Raw genomic sequence first — 22,424 nt, 5'->3', positions numbered from 1 at the left:
GGATCGGGATATGGTTAGGGGATGGGTGCGACAGCTTTATCGGCTGAGGGGCGTGGGCCTTTTAATTTTCTTGTCCACCAGTTTCATTTATTCAGCCACTGCTCAAGCTTTAATCCGTTATGTTGATTGCCAAAGCGGCAGCGATACCAACGATTGTAGCAACAACACAACGAAGGTCTGCCGTTCTATTTCGCGTGCCGTCATGCAAGCTGGCCTTGGCGATACGGTTCAAATTGCCCCCGGGCTTTGTTCGATTACTGCGACGATTAATCCCAATACCAAAAATCTTATTATTCAAGGGAGTGGCTTGCGAGGTGAAAACCAAACTCTCATCGAGGCAAGTTCAAACCTTGCTCAATTATTTCTTTTTAACAAACCCCAAATCAACAACACAACGGTCTTACGTCAACTCGTGCTTAAAGCCAAAGCCGGCCACGCCCTAGTGGTCAATGGCAATGCTTCTCCCATCATCGAAAACAACATCATCATTGGCGATGATAATCGTAGTGGGTATCGTGGCATTTATGGTTGGGGCAGCAAAGATCTCGTCATCCGCAACAATATTATTTTAGAATCTTATTGGGGTATTTTGGGAGACGACAACGCCAATAATATTATTGCCAACAATACGGTGGTAAATGCCAAGGGCGATGCCTTTTCTTACGGCAACCGGCGCAATAATTTGGCTTATAATAATTACGACAACGGTTTTGACGATTGTGCGGCGACGTTTCCTTCCACCTATAACACGAGTTTTGCCAACGACGACAATTTTGATGATACCGATTGTTCGAGTGACTCGACTAACAATACCAACGATCCTTTGTTCAATGTTTTAACGGCGGGGCTTTCTTCTGGCTTGACCGCTACGACCTTAAGTTTTGCCGGTGCCGATTGGGCAGACAATCAATGGCAAGGTTATTTTGTGACACCCAATGCCAATCGCCCCGGCGGTGCGCAATATTTTTATATTATGGGGAATAACCAAAACACCCTCACAGTGCGTAGCAACAATAGCATGCTCGAGGTCTGGGAAGGCACAGCCTTTGGCACTTTGGGAGCAGCCTTTGTGATAACAGATTTCGCTATCCATTCCAATTCCCCAGTAGCAGGGACGGGGACCTTAACTGGTTTGCCGTCCCTGGATGTTTATGGCAATACCCGTGGTGCCGCCGATCGGGGTGCAGTAAAGGCCAGCGATTCTGTTTTAGAATTAAACCGGCGGTTACAAGTAGATGCATTATTGGGAATAGATGATGGAGATTGTGTTGCGGTGGCTTGCGCAAGCCTGCGTTATGCCATGGCCATGGCCAAGAGCGGTGATATAGTTTGGCTAAAAGGTGGGGTTCACGATGTAGGCCCTGCCCCGCTTGGCTTTGCGGGTAGGCTCATCACCGTGCGGGCCGATCGTGTGCGGGGTGATGGCATGGCGATTGTGCAAGCCAGGCCCAATCAAAAACAGGTGTTTCATTTGCGAGGCAGCGAAATCGATCAGCGACTGGTTATTAAAAATCTGGTGGTTCAAGCCAACGGGGGCAGTGGATTGTTTATTGAAAATTTAGCCTCCCCGCTGATTGATGGTAACGTTGTCTTAGCCGACGACGATGCCACAAGCTTTTATGGTATTTATTCAGGCAATTCTACGCAAGGGCTTTTGCAAAACAATATTATTCTCAACAGCCGCATTGGAATTTATGGGAGCCAAAACACCACCAACCTCATTCGTAACAACACGGTGTTGAATAGTATAAGCTATGCTTTTTACCGAGGCAGGCAGCTCAACAATCTTACGGTGGCAAGTAACGGAACCAACGACAATCCTCAGTTTAAGGTGCTGGCTAGCCGAATATCCACCGAGATTAGCGCCACAACCTTAACCGATGCTACTCAAACCTGGACCCCTGATCAATGGAAGGGTTTCTTTTTGATCGCCGATACCGGTGATGCCAAACCCCATTACTTTTTTATTCGTGGTAACACGGTTAATAAACTCAACGTTTTAAGTGATAATAGTCTCACCAGCTTTGCGGTGGTTGGCAACACCTATCAAATTTTAGACCTGACCCCTCGATCTATAACCATTGTTGACCAAGGGGATGATTCAAACGCGCCCACTTACGATATTTATGGTACCGAGCGCCCGCAAGGGGAAGGCGTGGATAGGGGGGCCGTAGAATGGGTGGCTCCGCCGGAAGTGAGTATTGATGATGTCACCCTTAACGAAGGCGATTCCAATTCCACCACCGCCCAATTTACCATAACCCTTTCCCACGTTTATCCGCTGCCCATCAGCATCGGCTATCAAACCGAAGCGGGTACTGCACAGGCGGGGATTGATTATGAAGAGACTGCCGCCGTTGTGGAAATTGCGGCAGGGAGCACTCAAGCAAGCCTCACGGTTACGATAAAAGGGGACACGCTCTATGAACCCGATGAAGCATTTGGTTTGCGCTTAACCACTGCCACCCAAGACGCAAACATCGTTGACGACCTCGGTGTAGCGACTTTGCAAAATGATGATCGGCCTCCGCAAGTTTATTTTTCCAAGGCCAGTCAATCGCATTGGGAAGGCTCGGCTACATTGAACATTCCCGTGGAGTTGAACAACCCTTCGGCCTTACCTGTAACCGTTTCGGTTACAGTGTCAGGGACAGCACAAGGTGCGGGCATAGATTATTCGGTCTTGTCTGATACCGTAACCATCCTAGCGGGCGAAACGAAGGGTACTTTTTTGATCAATATTATCGACGATGCCGTGGATGAGCCCGACGAAACTATTCTTTTGACTTTAGAAAATCCGCTTCAAGCCAGCCTAGGTTCACAAACCAACTATCGGGTTACCTTGGTGGATAACGATGAAACCCCCAAACCACGTGTTACCTTGCCTAAGCAGATCACCCTCGATGCAGGTAAGACGGTTAAACTAAGAGCCGAGGTTTCTGGGGTGGCGCCTTTTAATTACCAGTGGGTTGTTAAACGGGGTGGTTGTGGTACCTTAACACCCGATACGCCGGCGACTTCTGCTGTTTTTGCGGCAGGCCAAGAATTTTGTAAAGATACCCTCACCTTGCTGGTAACCGATTCCCAAGGCAACACGGCTGCGGCTTCTACCGAGATCACCGTGATGTTGGCCAATCCCAAACAAGGTTTTTTGGAAAATCCCTTTGTCTCCAATGCACACGGCACGCCCATTTATATAAGTCACACCACCGCAGACGATGGTACTAAAGTTACTCAATTAAAAGTTGGCGAGGTCAGCATTGCGGTGGAATGCCAAGATTATAATGTCGAAGTGAGCCAGCAAGATTATCTGGCCATTGTGGATCCTTGTGCCAACACCGTGTATTTATCAAGTGTGCCGTGGACTGAGTTAAAAGGTAATTTGACCTTGCGCGAGCCGGTGAGCAGCCACGTTGCCAAAGAAGAAAATTTACAAACCCCTTCGAGCCTTAGCCTAGCGAATGAGTCCATCGGTTTTCATCAAATCCGCGCCCTTAATCCCACCGATGAGCTTGGCAAATACTTAATCTCGGGCGATGTTGATGGCGACGGGATTTCCGAATTTCTCATGACTGCCCCCGGGGCGGGCGAGCATGGTTTCGCCTACATTTATAATAACCACGCCCAATTGATTGGTCTCATCGAAGGTAGTGAAGCCTATCCTATTTATTCTTTATTCTTGGTTTCTTTAGTGCCGGGTGAGCCCCCCCAATTATTATTGGGGCCCGACAACCTGGCCATGAATCCACAGCTGACGTTTGTATCAAGTGCTGACCCATTTACCTCGGTTGAAACCGTGCCCTTGCTCGAAGCCGGGCGCGCTTGGGTCATGGGCGAGCGCTTTTCTAGTGAAGAGATTGAACACACCATTAATTTGGGTGGGCAAGTTCAGGCCCTGGCGCAAGGCGATCTGAACGGCGATGGCAAAATAGATTTGGTCTTAAGCTTAAACAACGGTTGGGTGTATGGATTTTTAGGCCCATTAACGGCCGATTACAATTTTACCGCAGCCAACGCGAGTTTCGTTTTTGACCATGAATCAAGCGCCTGTTTTGGCCAAGCACTTGCGATGGGGGACGTTACCGGCGATGGTTTTGATGATTTAATGGTGGGCGCACCTTGTGAACAAGATGATGTGGGGGTTATTTACGTTTTCTATGGTTCTAGTTCTTTTGCTGCGGATATTTCTAATGCTAAACAATTAGTAGGAGAAACCGAACAAGCGCAAATAGGTAGCGACTTTTTACTCATGGACCAAAATACTGATGGAGCCCAAGAGATTTACACCATGACCTCTACCGGGGAGGTGGTCTATTTTTCGCTCAACGAAACCGCTTCTCCTTCAGACCCTAGCCCCAGCGGCGAGGGTGGTGATACCAATGGTTTTGCCGGCAGCGGCTGTCAATTGCAACCAACGGCATTCCATGGCTTGCCTTGGGGCGGGTGGGCGTTGTTCCTCTTATTCCTGTTGCTAGGCCGAATCTTCTTGCCCAAAATCTCTGCATCTGCCTAAATATTAGGCTAACTACCCAAAAAAAAATCATCACAAAGGGAATTTGTTCTAGACAATAATCTTGCACCTGGATTAACGAAGTTGCGACACCGTCATCCCGGGCTTAGACCCCCGGGATCCATAATATTTTTCTATGAAGGAGTTCTCTTATGGACGCAAAAGCAGCCGTTGCCTTAGCTAAAGAAGCCAAGGCCAAAGTAGTTGATATTAAATTCATCGATTTCCCCGGGGTTTGGCAACATTTTTCCATTCCCGTCAGCGAATTGAGCGAAGGTCTCTTTGAAGACGGCTTGGGTTTTGATGGTTCCTCTATCCGTGGGTGGAAGGCCATCAACGAATCCGACATGGTTGTTATCCCCGATGCTTCTACTGCGGTCATTGATCCTTTCATGCAAGTGCCTACGTTATCGGTCATTGGCGACATTTATGATCCCATCACCAAAGAACGTTATTCTCGCGATCCACGCTACATTGCCCAAAAAGCCGAAAATTATGTAAAGTCCACGGGGATTGGCGATACCATTTATATTGGTCCCGAAGCCGAATTCTTTATTTTTGATGATATTCGCTTTGATCAAACCACCCAGCATGGTTTTTATTACATCGACTCCAAAGAAGGTCGTTGGAATTCAGGCAAAGATGAGGGTCCAAATTTAGGTTATAAGCCTCGTTTTAAAGAGGGCTATTTCCCGGTTCCACCTACCGATAGTCTGCAAGATATTCGAACTGAAATGATGTTAGAAATGGAAAAGGTGGGGATTCGTATCGAAGCCCAACATCATGAAGTGGCCACCGCGGGTCAATGCGAAATTGATATGCGCTTTGATTCACTCACCAAGATGGCCGACAAACTTTTGTGGTTCAAATACATCATTAAGAATGTCGCTCGGCGCAATAACAAAACCGCCACGTTCATGCCCAAGCCACTTTATGGTGACAATGGTAGTGGTATGCATTGCCATCAATCCATTTGGAAGGGTGGGCAGCCGTTGTTTGCGGGCGATAAATATGCCGGTTTTTCTGAAATGGCACTTTGGTATATCGGTGGTTTGTTAAAACATGCCAAGGCCCTTTGCGCCATTACCAACCCCACCACCAATTCTTATCGTCGCTTGGTGCCAGGTTACGAAGCCCCGGTGAATTTGGCTTATTCCAGCCGCAATCGTTCGGCGGCCATTCGGCTCCCGGTGGTCAGCTCTCCTAAGGCCAAACGGCTAGAGGCGCGCTTCCCTGATCCTTCTTGTAATCCTTATTTGGCCTTTGCAGCCCTCACGCTAGCGGGCATCGATGGGATTAAGAATAAGATCAACCCCGGCGCACCCCTTGATAAAAATATTTATGCTTTGTCTCCTGAAGAATTAGCCGGTGTGCCTCATACTCCCGGTTCTTTAGAAGAATCCCTAGAAGCGTTACGTAAAGATCACGAATTCTTACTGGCGGGCGATGTCTTTTCGGCCGATGTCATCCACAACTGGATCGACTACAAGATCGAAAACGAAATCAACCCCGTGAAACTACGCCCCGTACCGTACGAATTCTCACTTTACTACGACATTTAATTGTCATTGCGCGTTCTAGAGGGACCCCTCTGTCATTGCGAGCCCAACGGGCGAAGCAATCTCATCGGTTAAATATAGGAGATTGCTTCGCCCGTTGGGCTCGCAATGACAAGAAAGCCAGTTTTTTCGCCGGGCTTTTTTATTCCCTCTTTTCATTGTATCATCATATTCATGGTCGTGGCTTATTTCCCCAGTGTTGATCTGGCCGACGCAAGCGGCTTGCTTGCCATGGGTGGTGATTTAGAAGTCGAAACCCTAAAAGTTGCCTATTCCAATGGTATCTTTCCTTGGCCTGTCTCGGGTGAACCCCTGTTATGGTTTGCTCCCCCTCAGCGAGGGATTTTAGAATTTTCAGAATTTAAAATTCCTAAACGTTTAGTGCGATTTTTAAAAAATTGCCCCTTTACCTTTGCAGTCGATCAAAATTTTCACGGAGTTATCGAAGCCTGCCGATCAAGTCGCAATCGCAAAAATCAATCAGACACCTGGATTACCCCTGAAATGGCGAAGGCTTACCAACGTTTTCACCGGGCAGGCTATGCCCATAGTTTTGAAGCTTATGCAGGGGATCAGTTGGTGGGGGGAATGTATGGAGTGAAGCTAAAAAATTATTTCGCAGGCGAGAGCATGTTTTATCTAAAACCCAATGCCTCTAAATTTGTTTTAGTGCGAACGGTGGAATACTTAAAGCTTTTAGGGCATACTTGGCTAGACGTGCAGACCTTGTCACCTTTATTAAAAAGTTTTGGTGCCAAAGAAATCTCTCGAACTATGTTTATGAAAAAATTACAAACATCACTTTAAGTTATAGAATGTCATATATGGATCCCGGGTCCCCGGATCAAGTCCGGGGCAGGCTTGCCCGGGATGACGCAATACCGTCGTGCCGGACTTGATCCGGCATCCATTCATTCTGGACAATGTCATCCCTGCGAAGGCAGGGATCCATGATAGCGAAGCGATCTTCTATATTATGAATTTTTTACCCGAACAAATTTTTTCTAAGTCTGCCCAACCTGCTATTGCCCAGCACGATTTTACACAATTTTTAGAAAGCTATCAGCGCCAATTGGGCCGCGAATTTATTTGCTCTCCCAAAGCTCCAACCGGCTTCCTAAAAATTTTTGGCAATAGCCGATTTTTACCACGCTTTTTATTCCGCCATCCCGAAGTTATTAATGGCATTTTAAATTCCCCTTTTTTGCATCAGCTTAAAGAAGCCGATGTTTATCAGCGCGAGATTCAAGTTATCCCATGCAGTTCATTCGCCGATTGGCTGCAGGCCATACGCGTTTATAAATATCAAGAACTCACCCGCATTACGATAAAAGATCTTTCTGGAATCGAGCCAGCAACCATTTTAACCGAACTTTCCGACTTAGCTTCTACCTTGCTTCAAGCCGTTGACGCCCAAACTTTTTTATGGAGTGAAAGCAAATGGGGCAAGCCCTTGCGCGCCGAAGGTGGTGTTTGTGCCTATCATTTATTAATGTTGGGCAAATTAGGGGGGCGAGAACTTAACTATTCATCCGACATTGATTTGCTGGTCATCACCGAAACCGATGCTGGCGCCACTACCCAAGGTTTGAGCCTGCACGAATTTTTTGTCAAACATGTCCAAGCGCTAAAAGGTTTTATGGAAGAAATGACTGCCGAAGGGTTTCTTTATCGAGTCGATTTAGAGTTACGCCCTGAAGGTCGATCTGGCACTTTGGTTAATTCGCTATCGGCTTTAGAAAATTATTACGAAGTTTTTGGGGCCGATTGGGAGCGGCAGGCCTTGAGCAAAGCAAGGCCAGGTGCGGGTTCTATCCCCTTAGGCGAAGAATTTATTCGTCGGGTTAGCCCTTTTGTCTACCCTCGTTATTACGCCATCGAGGGTTTGGCTTCCATGGTGCGCATGAAACAAAAAGTTCATGAAGAGCTTACCAAGAAAAATCGCCCCGGTTTTCATGTTAAGTTAGGCATTGGGGGTATTCGAGAAATAGAATTTTTTGTGCAATCGCTCCAGATCATCTTTGGCGGGCGAGAACCCACTTTGCGCCACACTAACACCCTAGAATCGATTACTCGCTTAGAGCACGCCAGGCTCATGAGTAAATCCGATGCCGAAATTTTGCGCAAAAGTTATCTTTTTTTACGCCAACTTGAACATCGTTTACAAATAGTTGAAGAGTTGCAAACCCATTTGCTTTCTGATGAGTCGGAAGAACAAATTCAAGTTGCCAAGCGTATGGGTTACACGGGCGAAGATGAACTTATTTTAAAAACCTTCTCAGCCGATTTGCAGCAAGTGACGACGGGCGTGCAATCTGTCTTTAATAAACTTTTTGCTGCTGAAGAATGGACCCTTCAAACCAAGACTTTGTATAGTGAAGAAGATCCAGAAGAACTTTTTGCCATGCGAGAGGCCTTAGGCCTTAGACTTCATGGCGCTTCAAACTTAGAAGAAAAAATTAACCTTTTGCGGTTTTTCAAAAAAGAACAAGAGGCAGAAATCCAAAAAGTAGAGAAAAATGTATTCAGTTCGAGGCGAAGAATTTTGTTGCGCTTGAGTCGAGTGGCTGAATTAATTTGTCAACAGGCCCTCAATCTTGCCACATTAGAAATTGAAAATCGATTTGGCAAACCCACCTATGTGCGAGGGGGCAAATTGTTAGGCCAGTCCCAGTTGGTGGTGTTGGGGATGGGTAAACTAGGCGGGATGGAAATCAACTATGGCAGCGATTTAGATGTTATCTTCATTTATTCAGAACCTGGCACTACCGATGGCAAACAGAAAATAAGCAATAGTGAATTTTTTGCCCGCCTGACCCAAAAATTTATTTTTATCCTTACCATGCTCACTCCGGCAGGGATTGGTTATAGCATTGATACGGAGTTAAGACCCTCTGGCAATCAAGGTCCGCTGGTAACCACCTTAGAAGCCTTTATGGAATACCAAAAATCATCCGCTCGAACTTGGGAGCGGCAAAGTTTGTTAAAGGCGCGTCCGATTGCTGGGAATGCCCATTTGGCCTCGGTGATCCAAAGCCATTTGCATGCCCTGCTTTATTCTACGAGTTTTCCCGCTTCAATCGGTCTTGAAATGCACCATTTACGGATGCGTGTGGAAAAAGAATTGGGGCAAGAAACCGATTTGGCCTTTGATTTTAAAAAAGGCCGGGGCGCGCTGATGGATATTGAATTTATCTTGCAATATTTACAAATGACTCAGGGGGCACAATACCCCACCCTTCGAGAAGTAAACACTTTTGTAGGGTTAGATGCGCTTATTCAATTGGGGATTTTAGGTGAAGACGAAGCTAACGTATTTTTAAAAGAGGCTTATACTTTTTATCGCACCTTGGAATCGAAACTTTACTTGCTTACCAAACGAAAGATCAACCGTATCGTGAAGGGGGATGATTTTTTAAATAAACTTAGCCAGCAACTTGAGTTTAAGAGTGGAGATGATCTTTGGCAACAATGTTTGATGTATCGGGAAAAGGTTCGCAGCATTTACGACAAAGTGTTTTTGTAAAAAACATGTCATTGCGAGCGAGCCCCATTGGCGAGCGTGGCAATCTCTTCCACTTTATCTCGTCTTCTTCTTCATCTTCTTCAAAAACTTTTCACTCCCCAAAACACTAGGCCATTTTTTAGGGTTGAGCCTTTGCAAAACGTCTTCACTCACCTTGGAAAGCAAAGATTTTTTGGCAAAACTACGGATATAATTTGCAATCTGTGTAACATAGGGCCTCTCACTCATAAGCACCGATTTGTAACGCCCTTTGAACAAAGACCCTTTCTTTTGGTACTTTCGATTGTAATCTTGGGTATAGATACCATTAAGCGAACGCAAAGCCAGGGGAAGGTTTTTCCCGTGCATCTGGATCAACAAATGATAGCCCTGGCGGGTCAAACTATATTCTAAAACTTTTAGTTTGAACTCTTTGGCGATCTCATGAAGGAGGTCGGTAAAATATTTTTTGTCGGTAGCAGAGCTAAAGGCAGATCTCTTCCCCTTGCTCTCATTAGAGATATAATAATAAGCATTCGGAATTAAAATTCGTTTAGGTCGAGGCATAGTTAACATCTACTGAAAGTGCCGCATCGAGTCAATATAGGATTTTGAATCTGTCATTGCGAGGGCCCATGAGGCCCGAAGCAATCTCAGTGTTTTTAGTACTCTTCAGTTGACGATCTGGTGAAAAATCCTTAGCATAGCACCCCAAATGAAGAAAACATTCATTATCATTTCTTTTGTAGTGGGGGTTCTATTTTTAATAAAACCCGTGCAAGCCTTTGACGTGCGCACCAATCACACAGGGTTTTTCTTCTATGGAATGGGTGGTATGATGTTGCTCGATCACGACACCAATGTAGACAATGGTATACGCTTTGGCGGTGATCTTGAGTCTGGTTTTGGCTTAGGGCTGGGCTATAACATTACCAATTGGATAGCCCCCGAGCTTCAAATTGCTTATTCCACCAGCACAGGTCAGACCTCGGGCGGGCAAGGGCGCGAGCATGCCTTAAATATTCGCCTCAACGCCAAAGTTAGTTTTTTAACTAGCCAAGCCGAAAAAGATAAAAACGTAAAAATTTATCCCTATGTAAAAGTGGGTGGGGTTGCTCATGGTTTGTTTGTCAATGCGCCAGTCGATGATGACAAAGTGGGGGCCTTTGGTGGCGGGGTGAGCTTGGGTGGAGGGGTCGAGCTTAATTATCGTGCCCTATTTATTGCTTTAGATTTTGCCAACGATCTACTTTTCTTACAGGAAGAACGTGAAGATGTAGCTGGAGTGGACACCCTGATTATTAGAGGTGGCTTTGATTATCAGTTGTCGCTGATGGGAGCCATAGGTGTGCATTTTTAACTCCATGTCATCCCGGACGAGCCTGCACCGGACTTGATCCGGTGATCCGGGATCCATGATAGCAAAGCAATCTTCAGTTTTATAATGAAAAAGTTTCTCAAAATTTTTCTTATTATCTTATTGATCGTGGTAGCAGGCCTGCTTTGGACCCGCTACCAAATGCAAAGCCGTCTCAAGGCATTTCAATCAGGCGGCATTTACCAAGGCATGGGTTTAAAAATCACCCTCCCGCCTGCTGAACCAGGAACCAAGGGCCTCTTTTTACCTTATCTTTCCTTTGGTGTTCAGCCCATCACTTTACAATTTTTACAACCCCCCCCCTTCCAAGTGGTTGGGGCTAAATTACGGACCTGCCCTTGGGATCGCAAACATGCTTTACTAACGATCGATGAGTATAAAATTGATAAGCTTAAGTTAGCCGGGGTTGCTTTTTATCTCAAATCCCCCAGTAAAATTTCGCAATTAACCATTCGCGACATTGTCATTCCTCAACCTAAAAAGGAGTTTAAATTTTCCAATTTAAAATTATCCTTCGATAATGAAAATCCTGATCAGTGGGAAGTCAAATTTAATTTAGGCTTTTTGTCATTGCGAGGCCCCGAAGGGGCTGCGGCAATCTCAAACGGAGTTCAATTCAACAAACTTGCTTTGGTTCTAAAATCGGTGACTCGTGAACAAAGAGATCATTGGGAAGTAGTAGGTGATATTCGAAGCATCGATCTATTGTTAAAAGAAGATGCTACCCCTAAAATGATTCCCCTAAAGGGGCTGCATTTTAATTATCTAGGTTCGATTAAACATGCATCAATCACGCGACGCCAAGAAATAACCCAAGAAATCAAGTCGGTATTCGATGGCGTTTTAAAAGATCCCAAGAATCCTTTAATGCTTTTAGATAATCTATCGACTTGGATTGCAGAATTTGCCCCCATGTTTTCAAAAGCTGAAGGCTCATGGGACGGCCTACATTATACCAACAAAGAAAAAAACCAATCGCTTGATATCAAACCCATGAAAGCTCTTGTGCTTCTAGAAGAAAGCCCCAATGGGTTTTCGGTTAATGCCGATATGAGTGCCAAAGGCTTCAAAATAAAAACGGCCGATCATGAGAAAAAAGTTAGCGAATGGGAATTAGGAGAAGTTCGTGCAACTTCTGCCAGCATTTATCCTGGCATGTCTTATGCAAATTTTTTGAGCGCTTATTATCGTTATTTAGGCAAAACCTTTCAAAACCAATTAGGGGTTGGGGAACTATGGCCTTTTTACTTAACCGCACTTGCTCAATACCCACTCCAATGGAAATCTCAACTTGGAGTTGCCCAATTGAGTTATCAGGATGGTGAATCGAATTTTAATTTGAAAGACCTTACGGTAGCCCTTGACCTGAACGAAAATGGCTTGGAATATATGATCAGTGCTGCGGGCAGCGCCAATCTGCCCAAGCTCCCGGTTGGTACTTTAGAAAATTTATCAGCAAAACTAAAGATGGGTTTTAAATATCCTTGGCAATCGATTCGCAGTTATGCCCAAGGCATGCTGGCGGAGAGTCAACCCAACAGAGACATGGCACCTTTTTTTCAAACTTTGTTAAAGGGTCAATATGGGGTTAATCTCTATTTAATGGTGGATCTAAGGCCACAATGGTTCTCTGATGAGATCGATCTTAAGACCAGCATTAATCTTAAAGATTTAAATTTAAACCCCGAAGAACTCACGAGCGAGCCTTTAAGCAAAAACCCAGCAGTTCAAAGCAAAGTGCTGCCTTATCTTTGGCAAAAATTAGAAATATCTTATCTTAATAAGATCAATTCGTTGAGTGCTTTCGAAAAGTTTTTAGATAAAATCAAACCTGGCACTTCAAGTAGCTTGATGATGATAACACCTTATGCAGTGATTGATCGCAAAGCCGATACCTTATCGATGGAGTTCAGTTACAAAGACGGCAAGGCCTTAGTCAACGGCCAACCCAACCCGCAAATCGATCAACTCATCCAAACTTTTCTAAAATGATGTCATCATCCTTTGTGGAGTGAACAACCACCGCCCATTATGCTTGGAGAGTCATGCAGTGGTTCGGCTTTGTCCTGCTCATCTTTGAAAATAATTCCATTGTTAGCTTTGTCATCGTCGGTCATTTCACAATGAGTGCTCCATTGCTTATCAATGCATTGTTGAATCCCAGGTTTGTATTCTTCAAGGGGAAGAATGCACAGTTGTTCGTCTCCGCTCGAGCAATCGCAATTTTCGTCAACCAGACCATTACAATTGTTGTCGATGTTATCACATGACTCAAGCTCCATAGCACAATCGTTAGGTTCATTCCCCGGAGATTCATTGTTATTCGACTCCAGAGGTTCATTGTCATTTGAGTTTGACGTAGTAGGGAATTTGAAACATAGGTCGCCCACTAAAACAGTTTCAGGGGGGCAATTTGGTTTTTGAGCAGCGTGTTTGTTGAAATTAAGTTGTTCATAGAAATTCGCATATGATTTTATAACGTCGAGCGTCAACTCATAAGAAGGTGGTTTTGTAATTTCACCTATAGTTTCTGGTTTAGGTGGCATTTTAGGTACAATGGCAGTGTACTGGCAGGCATCCCCAATTCCATTCATATCTTCATCGGCCTGGTTGTGGTTAGCCATGAGGGGGCAATTATCATTTTCCGTTAAAATACCATCGCCATCGAAATCTGATAAATTTTGTTTTTCAAAATCCCCCAGCAGGATTTTTATCTTTAAAATATAGTTTGCTAAATAAAGCCGCACCTTATCCATTTGGGGGCCATCCCAGCCCGCCATTTCACCAATAGCCTCAGGAGGTAGTGCTTTGACATCTGCTATGGGTATTTGGGAAAGTATGGCGTCAAGCTCTCCACGAAGGGTTGTGGGCAATGCTGCGTCAAGCTTCGTTTCAGCCTTTGATAGTAAATCGAATAGTGTAATCACATGGTGAGCATCGGACATGCCTTGGTACATGCCCTCCCACCCTGGTGTAGAAACAATGCCACTGGGGCAGGCTTGCGCGGGTGTTGTACGACCCGAGTCCCCATCGAGTTCATTAATACATTCCCCCACTTCTTTTGCGTAATGTTCTTGTGCAATCTTAATCGTAGAGGCCATTGCCTGGGCAGAGATTTCTTGTTTATTGTCTTGTAAAAGTTTGTAAGCAACCCCCATGGCATAGAACCCATGCCCAAATCTTCCATAGCCATGATTGTAAAAGCCGACTTCCCGACTACTTTGATACAATAATTCAATAGGGGTTATCGCTTTGCCTTGGTATTCAAATTTTTTAATCATCGCGTGATTGGCAAAAACCCTAAATTTTGGCGATGAATCCGTACTATTGAGACATGCCTGCGCAATGGCAGAAAAGTTTCCTTGAGAAAATTGTTTCATCTGTTCAGGGGAATATTTTTCTTTAACCGTTTGCCCATTTTGGGAGGTGTTTTTGTAGGATGCAATAGGAAAGGGTAAGGGCTTGTAATGCCCGGGCTTACCTTCAGGCGTGCAATAGTTACAGGCAACGGCTAAACCAACCAGGCCATTGATGCGTAAGCTGATTTTGGCCTGAGGGTCGACTTTTTTTAGGAAATCTCGAAATTGACACCCAAGATCAAGAACTCCGCTTAAATAATAATCTTCTTTATACTCCGCTACATCGTTAAGGTGATTTTGCGCATTATCCAATTCGCCCCAAAAGTCATAATAAATATCTTTATTGCTCCAATATTTTTTGACAAAATGGGTAACGTTTTGGATCCATTTGGGTAAAAAAGTAGAGACGATTTGGTAGTCGTTAGGGCCCAAGAAAATACCGCCCCCAACCCCCATCGGTTCTAGTTTCCAACTACAATTATCCGTTAAAGGAGGCAAGTCTCCCACACCTGAGCCAAAAAAATCGTTATTACAAATCTTTCCAGTACTATTGTTACGTGCCACATAGACCATGGCTGTTTGATAGAGAGCGTCAAGGTGAACGATGAGAGAATTGTCGCTTGGTAAAAAGCTCGGTATTTCCTGATTCGAATAAGCCGGTGGGATGTTGGGGTTAACCATGTCATTATAAAACCAGAGGCTTTGGTTTTTTATTCCAATGTTTGCATTGGGGGGCTGATCCCAGTTAATAATTTCTTGAGGATTTTTATCATTAACCACGCTTGTCAACCAAATCGGCGTGTTACCACGTCGAAAATGATGCTTTGTTGTATCGATAATTTCTGAAATTCTTGCTTCATCCAATGTTACGGAGTTACTGCCGATCTGACAATTATGTTCGGGGGTGTTGGTCGAAATATTGGCGTGACTGCTTTGAGTATAAAAACAATTCATTTGATTGAGTTGGTTTATTTCGTGAATGTAGGATTTATAATTGTCTCCGTTGTAAAAACGCCCCTCAAACGAGTGGGTTTCTAAAGCAAAGGGCAAAATATTGATTTGCAGAGGGTAAGAAAAAGTTGTGCCACCACCTTTAATAACGATATTTCCCTGGTAAGTTCCACTTTTCACCTGTTTAGGAAAATCCCAGGTCAATAACACTTGGCGGTTTTGCTTGGATTGAAGAATTTTAAAATAAGAGAAATCATTAAACGGCAAAAAACTGCGCACTTTCATGAGGAAGGGGCTGAGACCATGATTACCAAGACCCTCAGAATAAATACTATAACGTCCGCCTTCCATTTTGGGTTGAGGAAGTTCATCAAGGTTTGACAGTGTAATACTAAGATCATTCACTGCTGTTTGAGCGTAGATATTCAGTTCGAGTTGCCCGCGCTCGCCAGCAAAACCATTGAGAGTGAGAGCAGACTTGTTATCAACCAAGTTATTGGCCCATTCGATTTCTTCATCGATCGGGGCAGCATATCGATCAACCGCTGATCCAACCGAAATAGGATAAACCACAAGATTCTTTTTCGGAGCTAGTGTCGATGCCTGTTTGGAGGGGGGTGAATAAACTAGCGGGATACTTGGTTGAAACATTTTAAAATACTGTTCGATCGGTTGGGTGAGTTCGTCATCATCGGCTGTTTGTTTGTCTTTGAAAATAAAAATTGCAGCCAACGGAAAAGAAACTCCTGGCATTAGGTCAATGTCAACCGTTGTGCCATCCTCGGGATTCCCAATTCCTTTTTTAATTGAAAAATCGAGTCTAACCCATTGGCGTTTGTGAGCAAAATGAAAGTCAAAGATATTTGTATTATAATCGGGTTCTTTTGACATCATTTGTTCTAGCCAGCCTTTGTCTGGTTTTCCGCCAGATTTCCAAAGGGATGAAACATTTTTAGAAGTTAATTTGTTGCCCTCTTGAAATATTTCAATGCGGCGTTTTTCTGGATTTTCATCACTCGAATTGGCATAATACTCGCTGTGGTCCATGTAGTGGGATCGTCCTAATTCGTTTGCATTACCGGTATCCATCAGGAGAAGTAAAACCGTGTAATTTTGTTCTGATTGTTTTTGATAAGGTAATTCGAGCCGAAAGGTGGCTTTTTGAGACATGCCTGCGTTTGTCCAATAATTTGCAGGGACAAATTGCATAAAATCTGCCTGCACGGCGTCGACGATCCAAGGATAATGATTGCCACCTATATAATTGTTAACAAAAGATTTGATGGAACCTTGAGGGGGTTTTGCCCAACCATAGGCCTTGATGATAGCTCCTTCAGGGGCTGGTTGCAGTTCATCGGCGACAGAATTGAGAACCGCAAAGGCCGAAGCCTCAGTGTAAGAGCCTCCCAGATCAATCGCAAAATCGGCAGGTGATTTTAAGGCTTGATCAAAGATGCCTTGCACATCGTCTAAATACAGTGTCATGGGTTCTGGGATATCAAGCCAAAGAATGAGAGCGTCCGCTGTGTAAGGGCCCAGCTCAGGATCCCCCGAGCAACGGATATTTTTCTTGAGGCTGGCTATATCATCGCGCCATCTTTTTTTATAGCTATTGGTAAAACTCCAATTAAACAAGGCATCAATACCGATGGGAGGTTGGATCGTTCCATCTTGGCAAACAATCGAAAATTGAAAAATGTCTTTATCAGAAGGGGCAAAATTATTTTGGGGTACCAAAGCAGAAGTTGGTTCATCGCTTCCTATTTTATATTGGAGGCTGAGGGCCTGTATTTTATTCCACTCTCCACTTTTTAATTGGCGACGAATCCCATAGGCTTGCCCCGTTTTATTTGTGCTTGTGATGCTAGCAATTTTTTTAAATTGGATGCGTGCAGCTTGAGCCCCTGCCGCACTTTCCGGTTGATTGGCATAAGTAAGCATAGGGATGTCTTTGCCTACCCAGCCTTCTTTTAGGCTAAGGTTTGAGCCATCGGGGCCCTCAAGGGTGACAAGAGAAATTGTTTCGTTATTTTCGAAGCCCCACAAACATTCGTTAAAATTGGGAAACACACCGGCACAAGCGTAAAGGTCTTTGGAATAACCAAGTAAACCAAGACAGAGCATCAAAAAAAAGCCTAAACTGAACCGTACACGCAATCCATATTCCACATAAACCCCATTCGAAAGGCCAACAATAGGTCCATGGTATTGCCGTGCCTTATTGCTGTTATCGATTCTGGAAAGGGGTAGAGTTTTAGGGAGCCCTTAAAAAACAGAGTTTTTGTATACTGCGCGTATACGATGTGTGCTTACTTGAGTTCTAAATCTAATTGTTCCATTTCAGGCGTTGTTGCCTCAGACAGTGCGGCGTTATTATCATCGAATATTAAATCATCGAGACGATATTTCGCCAATTGTTCCGCCATATATTCCTTAACAACGGAGGTAGTATTTGCAGCAGCGGCTAATGAGACAGAAGGCGTGCGGCTGGGGTCCTTCCCCCCTTTGTGGACAGTTTTACAATTATAAGCAGGTAGCGGTCCTTCAGGGCAGTCGGGAATAGTAGAGCGCTCAAGAGGCTCTTCTTCTTCATTCGGAGACGGCGTAGGCGAAGGTTCAGGAGTGAGTGCTTCTTCAGCCGCTTCACTGGGATTAAATACAGTCGTTTCAGTCTCTGGAACCTCTGGAATCACAATTTCTATGAAGGTGTCTGAACTTCCGCAAGCCATGAACCCTGATAATAATAAAACAATCGATAAAAACTTGGTAAACACGGAGATAATTTTCATAAAAAATCCTTTAATTCCTATTTTATTCTTCTATAGTAGCAGAAGTGCAATCATAGGCTGGGAGCATTTCTCCTTCTGGACATACGGGCTTCACCGGTATTTGAATAATCACTGGAGGGCGCGTCTTTTGCTTGCTCTTGCCTAATTCAGCCAGGGCTTCAAGGGTACCGTTTGGCAAGCTAGCCACAAATTCAACCATTTCTTCTTGAGTCATGGGCCCATCAGTAGGCGGTGGCGTAGGAACAGTAACCTCAGGTGGTGTGCTGGCAACAGGGGCCTTTGGAATCTCAACATCAACCGAGTCGCCTGCATCTCCACAAGCCACTACGCCCGAAATTAACATGGCAACCATGACAAGCTTTAATAGTAATACGTTCTTCATATCTAAACCCCTTTATTTAAAGTTACTAGCTGGTCCTAATAACCTTATCGGGATTTAGTTATTTTTGGCCGCATGAATAATGCCGACTCGCCAAGTTTTCGTATACCAAAGGTATACGGAACTTTTTTTAATAATAGAATTGGCCTTGAGTATGTTGGTCTCAAGGCCAATTCTTCTCTATAAATAAAATAGACGATTATTCTTGTCGTACCCTCTGCGAGCACGAATAGGCCGCATAATCATTACAATTAGGAAAGTTATCTTCTGCATCCGGAATTCCATCGGAATCACCATCTGGAAGTGCAGTAGGTGAAGGTTCTGGTGTAGGGGTTATGACAGCCGTAGGCGTTGCGACAGCCGTAGGCGTTGCGACAGCCTGAAATGCTTCTTTGGCCTCCTCTTCTGGCGGTGGGAGGTCAGCACTACTTCCCCCACAGGCCCCTAAACCCAAAATCGAGATACTTAATACTAAGCTAATAATGAAATGTTTCATAATACATCTCCTTTCTAAGCCTTGATTATCGATTAAGCGGTGATGAGGAATTGATTGAAGGAGTTAAAGAAGGTGCAATTATGTATACTTTTTGTATACAGACTGTTGCAAGGCGAAATGAAAAGGCCTTAGAGAAAATAGTCAACTCCAAGAAAGAGACTGGGGATGTAATCTTCATTGTGGTGTTGATCGTCGAGGGGAAAACTAAACCGAACCCCACCTTTTAATTTTATTCCAAACACAATTTCAGCGCCCAAGCCTGAGGATCCCATTGCAGTAGGGTAGGGGGGGTCCAAAAAAGGGAGCCCAACGCCAATCCCAAATTTATTTTCCCAATAAACGTCATCACTCAATTGGTAAAAGGTAGAAAGGGTCGGCAAGATTTCTTGTTGAGAGGTAAGGTTGTAATCTAAGCCAGCTGCCAAAGTTAAGCCATCTAAATTGGCAAAGCCCAGCGCAGCAGAGAACCCCATCCCGTTAAATAAGGAGTGCCCTCCTGAATGAGGTCTCCAATAAGAAACCATGCCAAACAGAAGATTAGGGGAATAATATTTTGGGTTTTCACTACCATAGGCTAGGTAAGGTTCGACTGCTTCTTGATCATCATCGCGGTAGGCTATCTCTGCTTGGCGATCATCACCATTATTAAGGGACAAAGTTGCAGAGCTTATTTGGGGTGAGCTTATTACCTCAACACCATCTTTTACAACGTTAGCGACGGTGTTTGCAAAGTTTGCCAGAAGTTTTCTTCCCATCCCATTAGAACATGATTCTAAGATCACTCTCACTTCAACAGCTTGACGCAAGGCCTCGGCAATTTTAGAACCAGGATAAAAGTCGGTGACAACTAGTTGGCCTTCTCTGCCAATGCTCCCAAAATATTGGCCATTGTGATTGCCATGGGCGCCCAATACCAACGTATGTGCAGCTTGGGTAAAGTTTTTGGTTCCCTCTTGTAAGGCCTTGAGTAAATCTTCTTTAGAATTAATCTCATAATAGAGAACAAGATATTCTTTGCTAAGTTTGTTCATTTCATAAGCTGTGGTTGCAAATGCTCTATTCCAATCTGCAGTGGGATAGATCATTAGTAACCGTTTTCGTGGGTCCTGTGTGTCCCTACGATTTTCAAAAATTTGCCCAAGTTCTCCTAAACTAAATCGATCTGAGCGATGAAGCTGATGTTCTGCTAGTTGTGTAAAAAATTCCTTGTAGCCGTTAAATTTAAAGGGAAAGAAAATTCCCCTTGCCCTCATTTGAGCCTGCAAATAGCCCCAGGCTCGGTTTTTTTCCTCCTCAGGTAACTTGAAAAATTCGCGAAGGGGATAGTCGGGCATTAAGTAGGTTAATGAGGGCTCAAGTCCAGACCAAAAGAATTCACGATGAGATTCATAGGATGTCCAAAGCCACCCAGGATTTTCCCGTTCATGAGTAATCATAACAGAGGCGACAAAACTAGGATCCTCTAAAAATTGTTTAGGCACAAAGTTAAGGAGAGTGGGTTTTTCTAAACACCATTTTAGGTATTGATCTCGATCGGCTGCCAGTGACGGTGAAATATAGGTTTCAGGGTTCCATTCACGAGCTTTCGAATATTGAAAGCAATCTATCCATGAATTCCATTCTACAGCATCAAGCCTCATTAAGGCCTTAAAAGAAATTTTATTTTCAGAAATAAAGGCAGCGGCTTTCTGGCAAGTTGAGTGCTTTGTGACAGGGAGTGGCAACAAACAGGGTTTGCCGCTGAGTTTTTCTAAGACAGCCATCAACCGAAAAAATTTATAAAAAACAAGACCGTGTTGATCAATTTGGCCGAGCAAGTAATCTAGCTGAGCGGCGTGTTCGTTTTTCAAATCAACGGCGGTATCGAAAAAGTAAGCCAAGGCAGGCCTATTTTTGAGTAAACCTTCAAGGGAAACTGGATCAAGGGGCGCCGCTTCTGCTAATAAAGCGCTTGGGTCGATACCGATGTATCGCATCAAAACCAAAAAATTTTCTAGTTCACATTCTGACAATTGCAACAATTTGTCTTGCGGAATTCCGCCACGTTGATGAACCCAACGAAATACAGCTCCATTGCTGATATTTAGGGGGTCTTGGAGTAGGCTCCCCGTATCTCCGATCAGAAATTCCATGGTGCCCACAAAGCTTTCATAGTTAGCCGTTTCAATGATGGGAGTTTGAAAGGGGCACTCTCCAAGCAATCGGGCATCTTTGCTTAAAGGTCGAGAAACCCATGGATCGGGCAAAGGTACGGCTGTCCTACTGGTTGGGGTTTCTTCCCAAAGCTCTACAACTTCTTCTTGAGGTGTTTCTGCGGTTGGCTTTAAAACGCTAGGCTGCGCAATAGGCACTGGATTTGGCGAAATAGTAGGCCCTGCCATAATAAACTAAACCCCCTTAAGGGCAAACCCTTGCCCGTTAAATATTTATCGAGAAACTTATGTGATGAAGTAGGGTGATGAGTTAAGTCCCGAACAGATTTCGCATACCATCGGTATACAGTGAAAAAGGCCGCTACATTAGGCTTCAAAAACACCCCCGCCTCTAGGCTTAGAGTGCCTAAAGGCGGGGGTGTTTAACTTGCATTGAATTAATTAATCGGCTTTATTAGGATAGAATTCCATTGTACCACCAGCACTTGATAAGTTTAAATGTGTATCGAGGAATTCAGTGAATTCATTTAAAGCAGTCTCTTCAAGTGATTGATTGCCAGAAATTATCACTGCTGCACTACCATCATGGGCTTCTGCTCCAACAAATTTTAAGCCGTAAAGGGCATCGATGTTGTCTAAGCTTTTGTTACCGATGATATACAAGCTTTTCTGGATTACGTTTAGGGAAGCCAAACCGTCTAAAGTTTTTAGATCGGTATTTCCTTTCAAGTTTAGGTCTTTGCCAATCATCAGGACATTTTGAAAGAAGTGCAGGTTTGTTAGATTTGTCTTTATTATACCAACAGTACCTTCAATGTACTTAAGCGAATTGAGTTTTGGTAGGTTTTTTGTAATATCTTCATCGGTAAAGTTAATACCAATAAACACTACATCACCGATGATTTTGCAAACACCATGGGGCACTGTGGTCAGATCTGCGGCCGTGGAAATGTTGCCTGTGTATGTTAAACAATCTTTGACTTCTTTCGGAGTAGGTGAAGGGACCGGGGTAGGTATGGGGCCTGGTGATGGGCTGGGTTCTGGCGTACCAACGGCCTCCGGTGGCTTTGTTTCGCCCACGGGTGGTGGCTCCGGATCACCAACGACATCTTTTGGTGATTCACCCACACCAATTTTAGAGCCTCCTCCGCAGGCGCTCAATTGTATTGAGACAAAAAGAACTATAAAAACAGTCAATATTCCATTCGTAAGCGATCACCAAACCCACCCTACACCTTACCTTAAAATCTTGGAATCAATTTTGTGGGGCACGAGTTTTTCGATTTGATCGGCGGTTTGGCATCGGGGCAGTTCAGTCAGCAAGTGCCTCATGTAGGCATAGGGG

The 22,424-nt window shown here is 44.3% G+C and carries 13 protein-coding genes; 6 read left to right on the top strand and 7 right to left on the bottom strand.

Going from position 1 to position 22,424, the window contains the following annotated elements; translation table 11 throughout:
* The first annotated feature begins 10 nt into the window (after positions 1–10).
* From HYU97_03750 to HYU97_03735, 4 genes are all read left to right on the top strand, one after another.
* Positions 11–4,513 (top strand): right-handed parallel beta-helix repeat-containing protein, encoded by a 4,503-nt coding sequence (locus HYU97_03750; protein ID MBI2335857.1) that lies wholly within the window; start codon positions 11–13, stop codon positions 4,511–4,513.
* Positions 4,514–4,662: 149 nt separating this feature from the next.
* Entirely contained in the window at positions 4,663–6,072 is a 1,410-nt protein-coding gene (gene glnA, locus HYU97_03745) for a type I glutamate--ammonia ligase (GenBank protein ID MBI2335856.1), read from the top strand.
* A gap of 171 nt (positions 6,073–6,243) precedes the next feature.
* Positions 6,244–6,876: a leucyl/phenylalanyl-tRNA--protein transferase gene (locus tag HYU97_03740; protein ID MBI2335855.1), complete on the top strand. Its 633-nt coding sequence runs from the start codon at positions 6,244–6,246 to the stop codon at positions 6,874–6,876.
* A 169-nt stretch (positions 6,877–7,045) separates the two neighbouring features.
* Positions 7,046–9,595: a hypothetical protein gene (locus tag HYU97_03735; protein ID MBI2335854.1), complete on the top strand. Its 2,550-nt coding sequence runs from the start codon at positions 7,046–7,048 to the stop codon at positions 9,593–9,595.
* Positions 9,596–9,649: 54 nt separating this feature from the next.
* Here the strand turns inward: HYU97_03735 and HYU97_03730 are convergent, their stop codons facing one another.
* Positions 9,650–10,141, bottom strand: a complete 492-nt coding sequence (locus HYU97_03730; GenBank protein ID MBI2335853.1) for a transposase — start codon at positions 10,139–10,141, stop codon at positions 9,650–9,652.
* Between the two features lie 148 nt (positions 10,142–10,289).
* Between HYU97_03730 and HYU97_03725 the strand changes: the two genes are divergently transcribed.
* Together HYU97_03725 and HYU97_03720 are read left to right on the top strand one after the other, a co-directional pair.
* Positions 10,290–10,934: an outer membrane beta-barrel protein gene (locus HYU97_03725; protein MBI2335852.1), complete on the top strand. Its 645-nt coding sequence runs from the start codon at positions 10,290–10,292 to the stop codon at positions 10,932–10,934.
* Between the two features lie 84 nt (positions 10,935–11,018).
* Complete coding sequence (locus tag HYU97_03720; protein MBI2335851.1) at positions 11,019–12,944, top strand: hypothetical protein; 1,926 nt, start codon at positions 11,019–11,021, stop codon at positions 12,942–12,944.
* A gap of 5 nt (positions 12,945–12,949) precedes the next feature.
* On the opposite strand, the gene HYU97_03715 is transcribed toward HYU97_03720, so the two are convergent.
* The 6 genes from HYU97_03715 to HYU97_03690 form a co-directional block, all read right to left on the bottom strand.
* Positions 12,950–14,332: a hypothetical protein gene (locus tag HYU97_03715; protein ID MBI2335850.1), complete on the bottom strand. Its 1,383-nt coding sequence runs from the start codon at positions 14,330–14,332 to the stop codon at positions 12,950–12,952.
* A gap of 3,239 nt (positions 14,333–17,571) precedes the next feature.
* Positions 17,572–18,051 carry a hypothetical protein gene (locus HYU97_03710; GenBank protein ID MBI2335849.1) on the bottom strand — a complete coding sequence of 160 codons (480 nt, stop codon included), beginning with the start codon at positions 18,049–18,051 and terminating at the stop codon, positions 17,572–17,574.
* Between the two features lie 22 nt (positions 18,052–18,073).
* Positions 18,074–18,433, bottom strand: coding sequence for a hypothetical protein (locus HYU97_03705; protein ID MBI2335848.1), 360 nt, complete (start codon positions 18,431–18,433; stop codon positions 18,074–18,076).
* A 196-nt stretch (positions 18,434–18,629) separates the two neighbouring features.
* Positions 18,630–18,926, bottom strand: coding sequence for a hypothetical protein (locus HYU97_03700; GenBank protein ID MBI2335847.1), 297 nt, complete (start codon positions 18,924–18,926; stop codon positions 18,630–18,632).
* Between the two features lie 128 nt (positions 18,927–19,054).
* Positions 19,055–21,307 carry a hypothetical protein gene (locus HYU97_03695; protein ID MBI2335846.1) on the bottom strand — a complete coding sequence of 751 codons (2,253 nt, stop codon included), beginning with the start codon at positions 21,305–21,307 and terminating at the stop codon, positions 19,055–19,057.
* A gap of 213 nt (positions 21,308–21,520) precedes the next feature.
* Positions 21,521–22,207 (bottom strand): hypothetical protein, encoded by a 687-nt coding sequence (locus tag HYU97_03690; GenBank protein ID MBI2335845.1) that lies wholly within the window; start codon positions 22,205–22,207, stop codon positions 21,521–21,523.
* Positions 22,208–22,424 lie beyond the last annotated feature (217 nt).

This window comes from Deltaproteobacteria bacterium, assembly GCA_016183235.1.
Lineage (GTDB): Bacteria > UBA10199 > UBA10199 > DSSB01 > JACPFA01 > JACPFA01.
The sequence above is the reverse complement of the archived record's forward strand: the minus strand, read 5'-3'. Positions and strand labels throughout refer to the sequence as shown.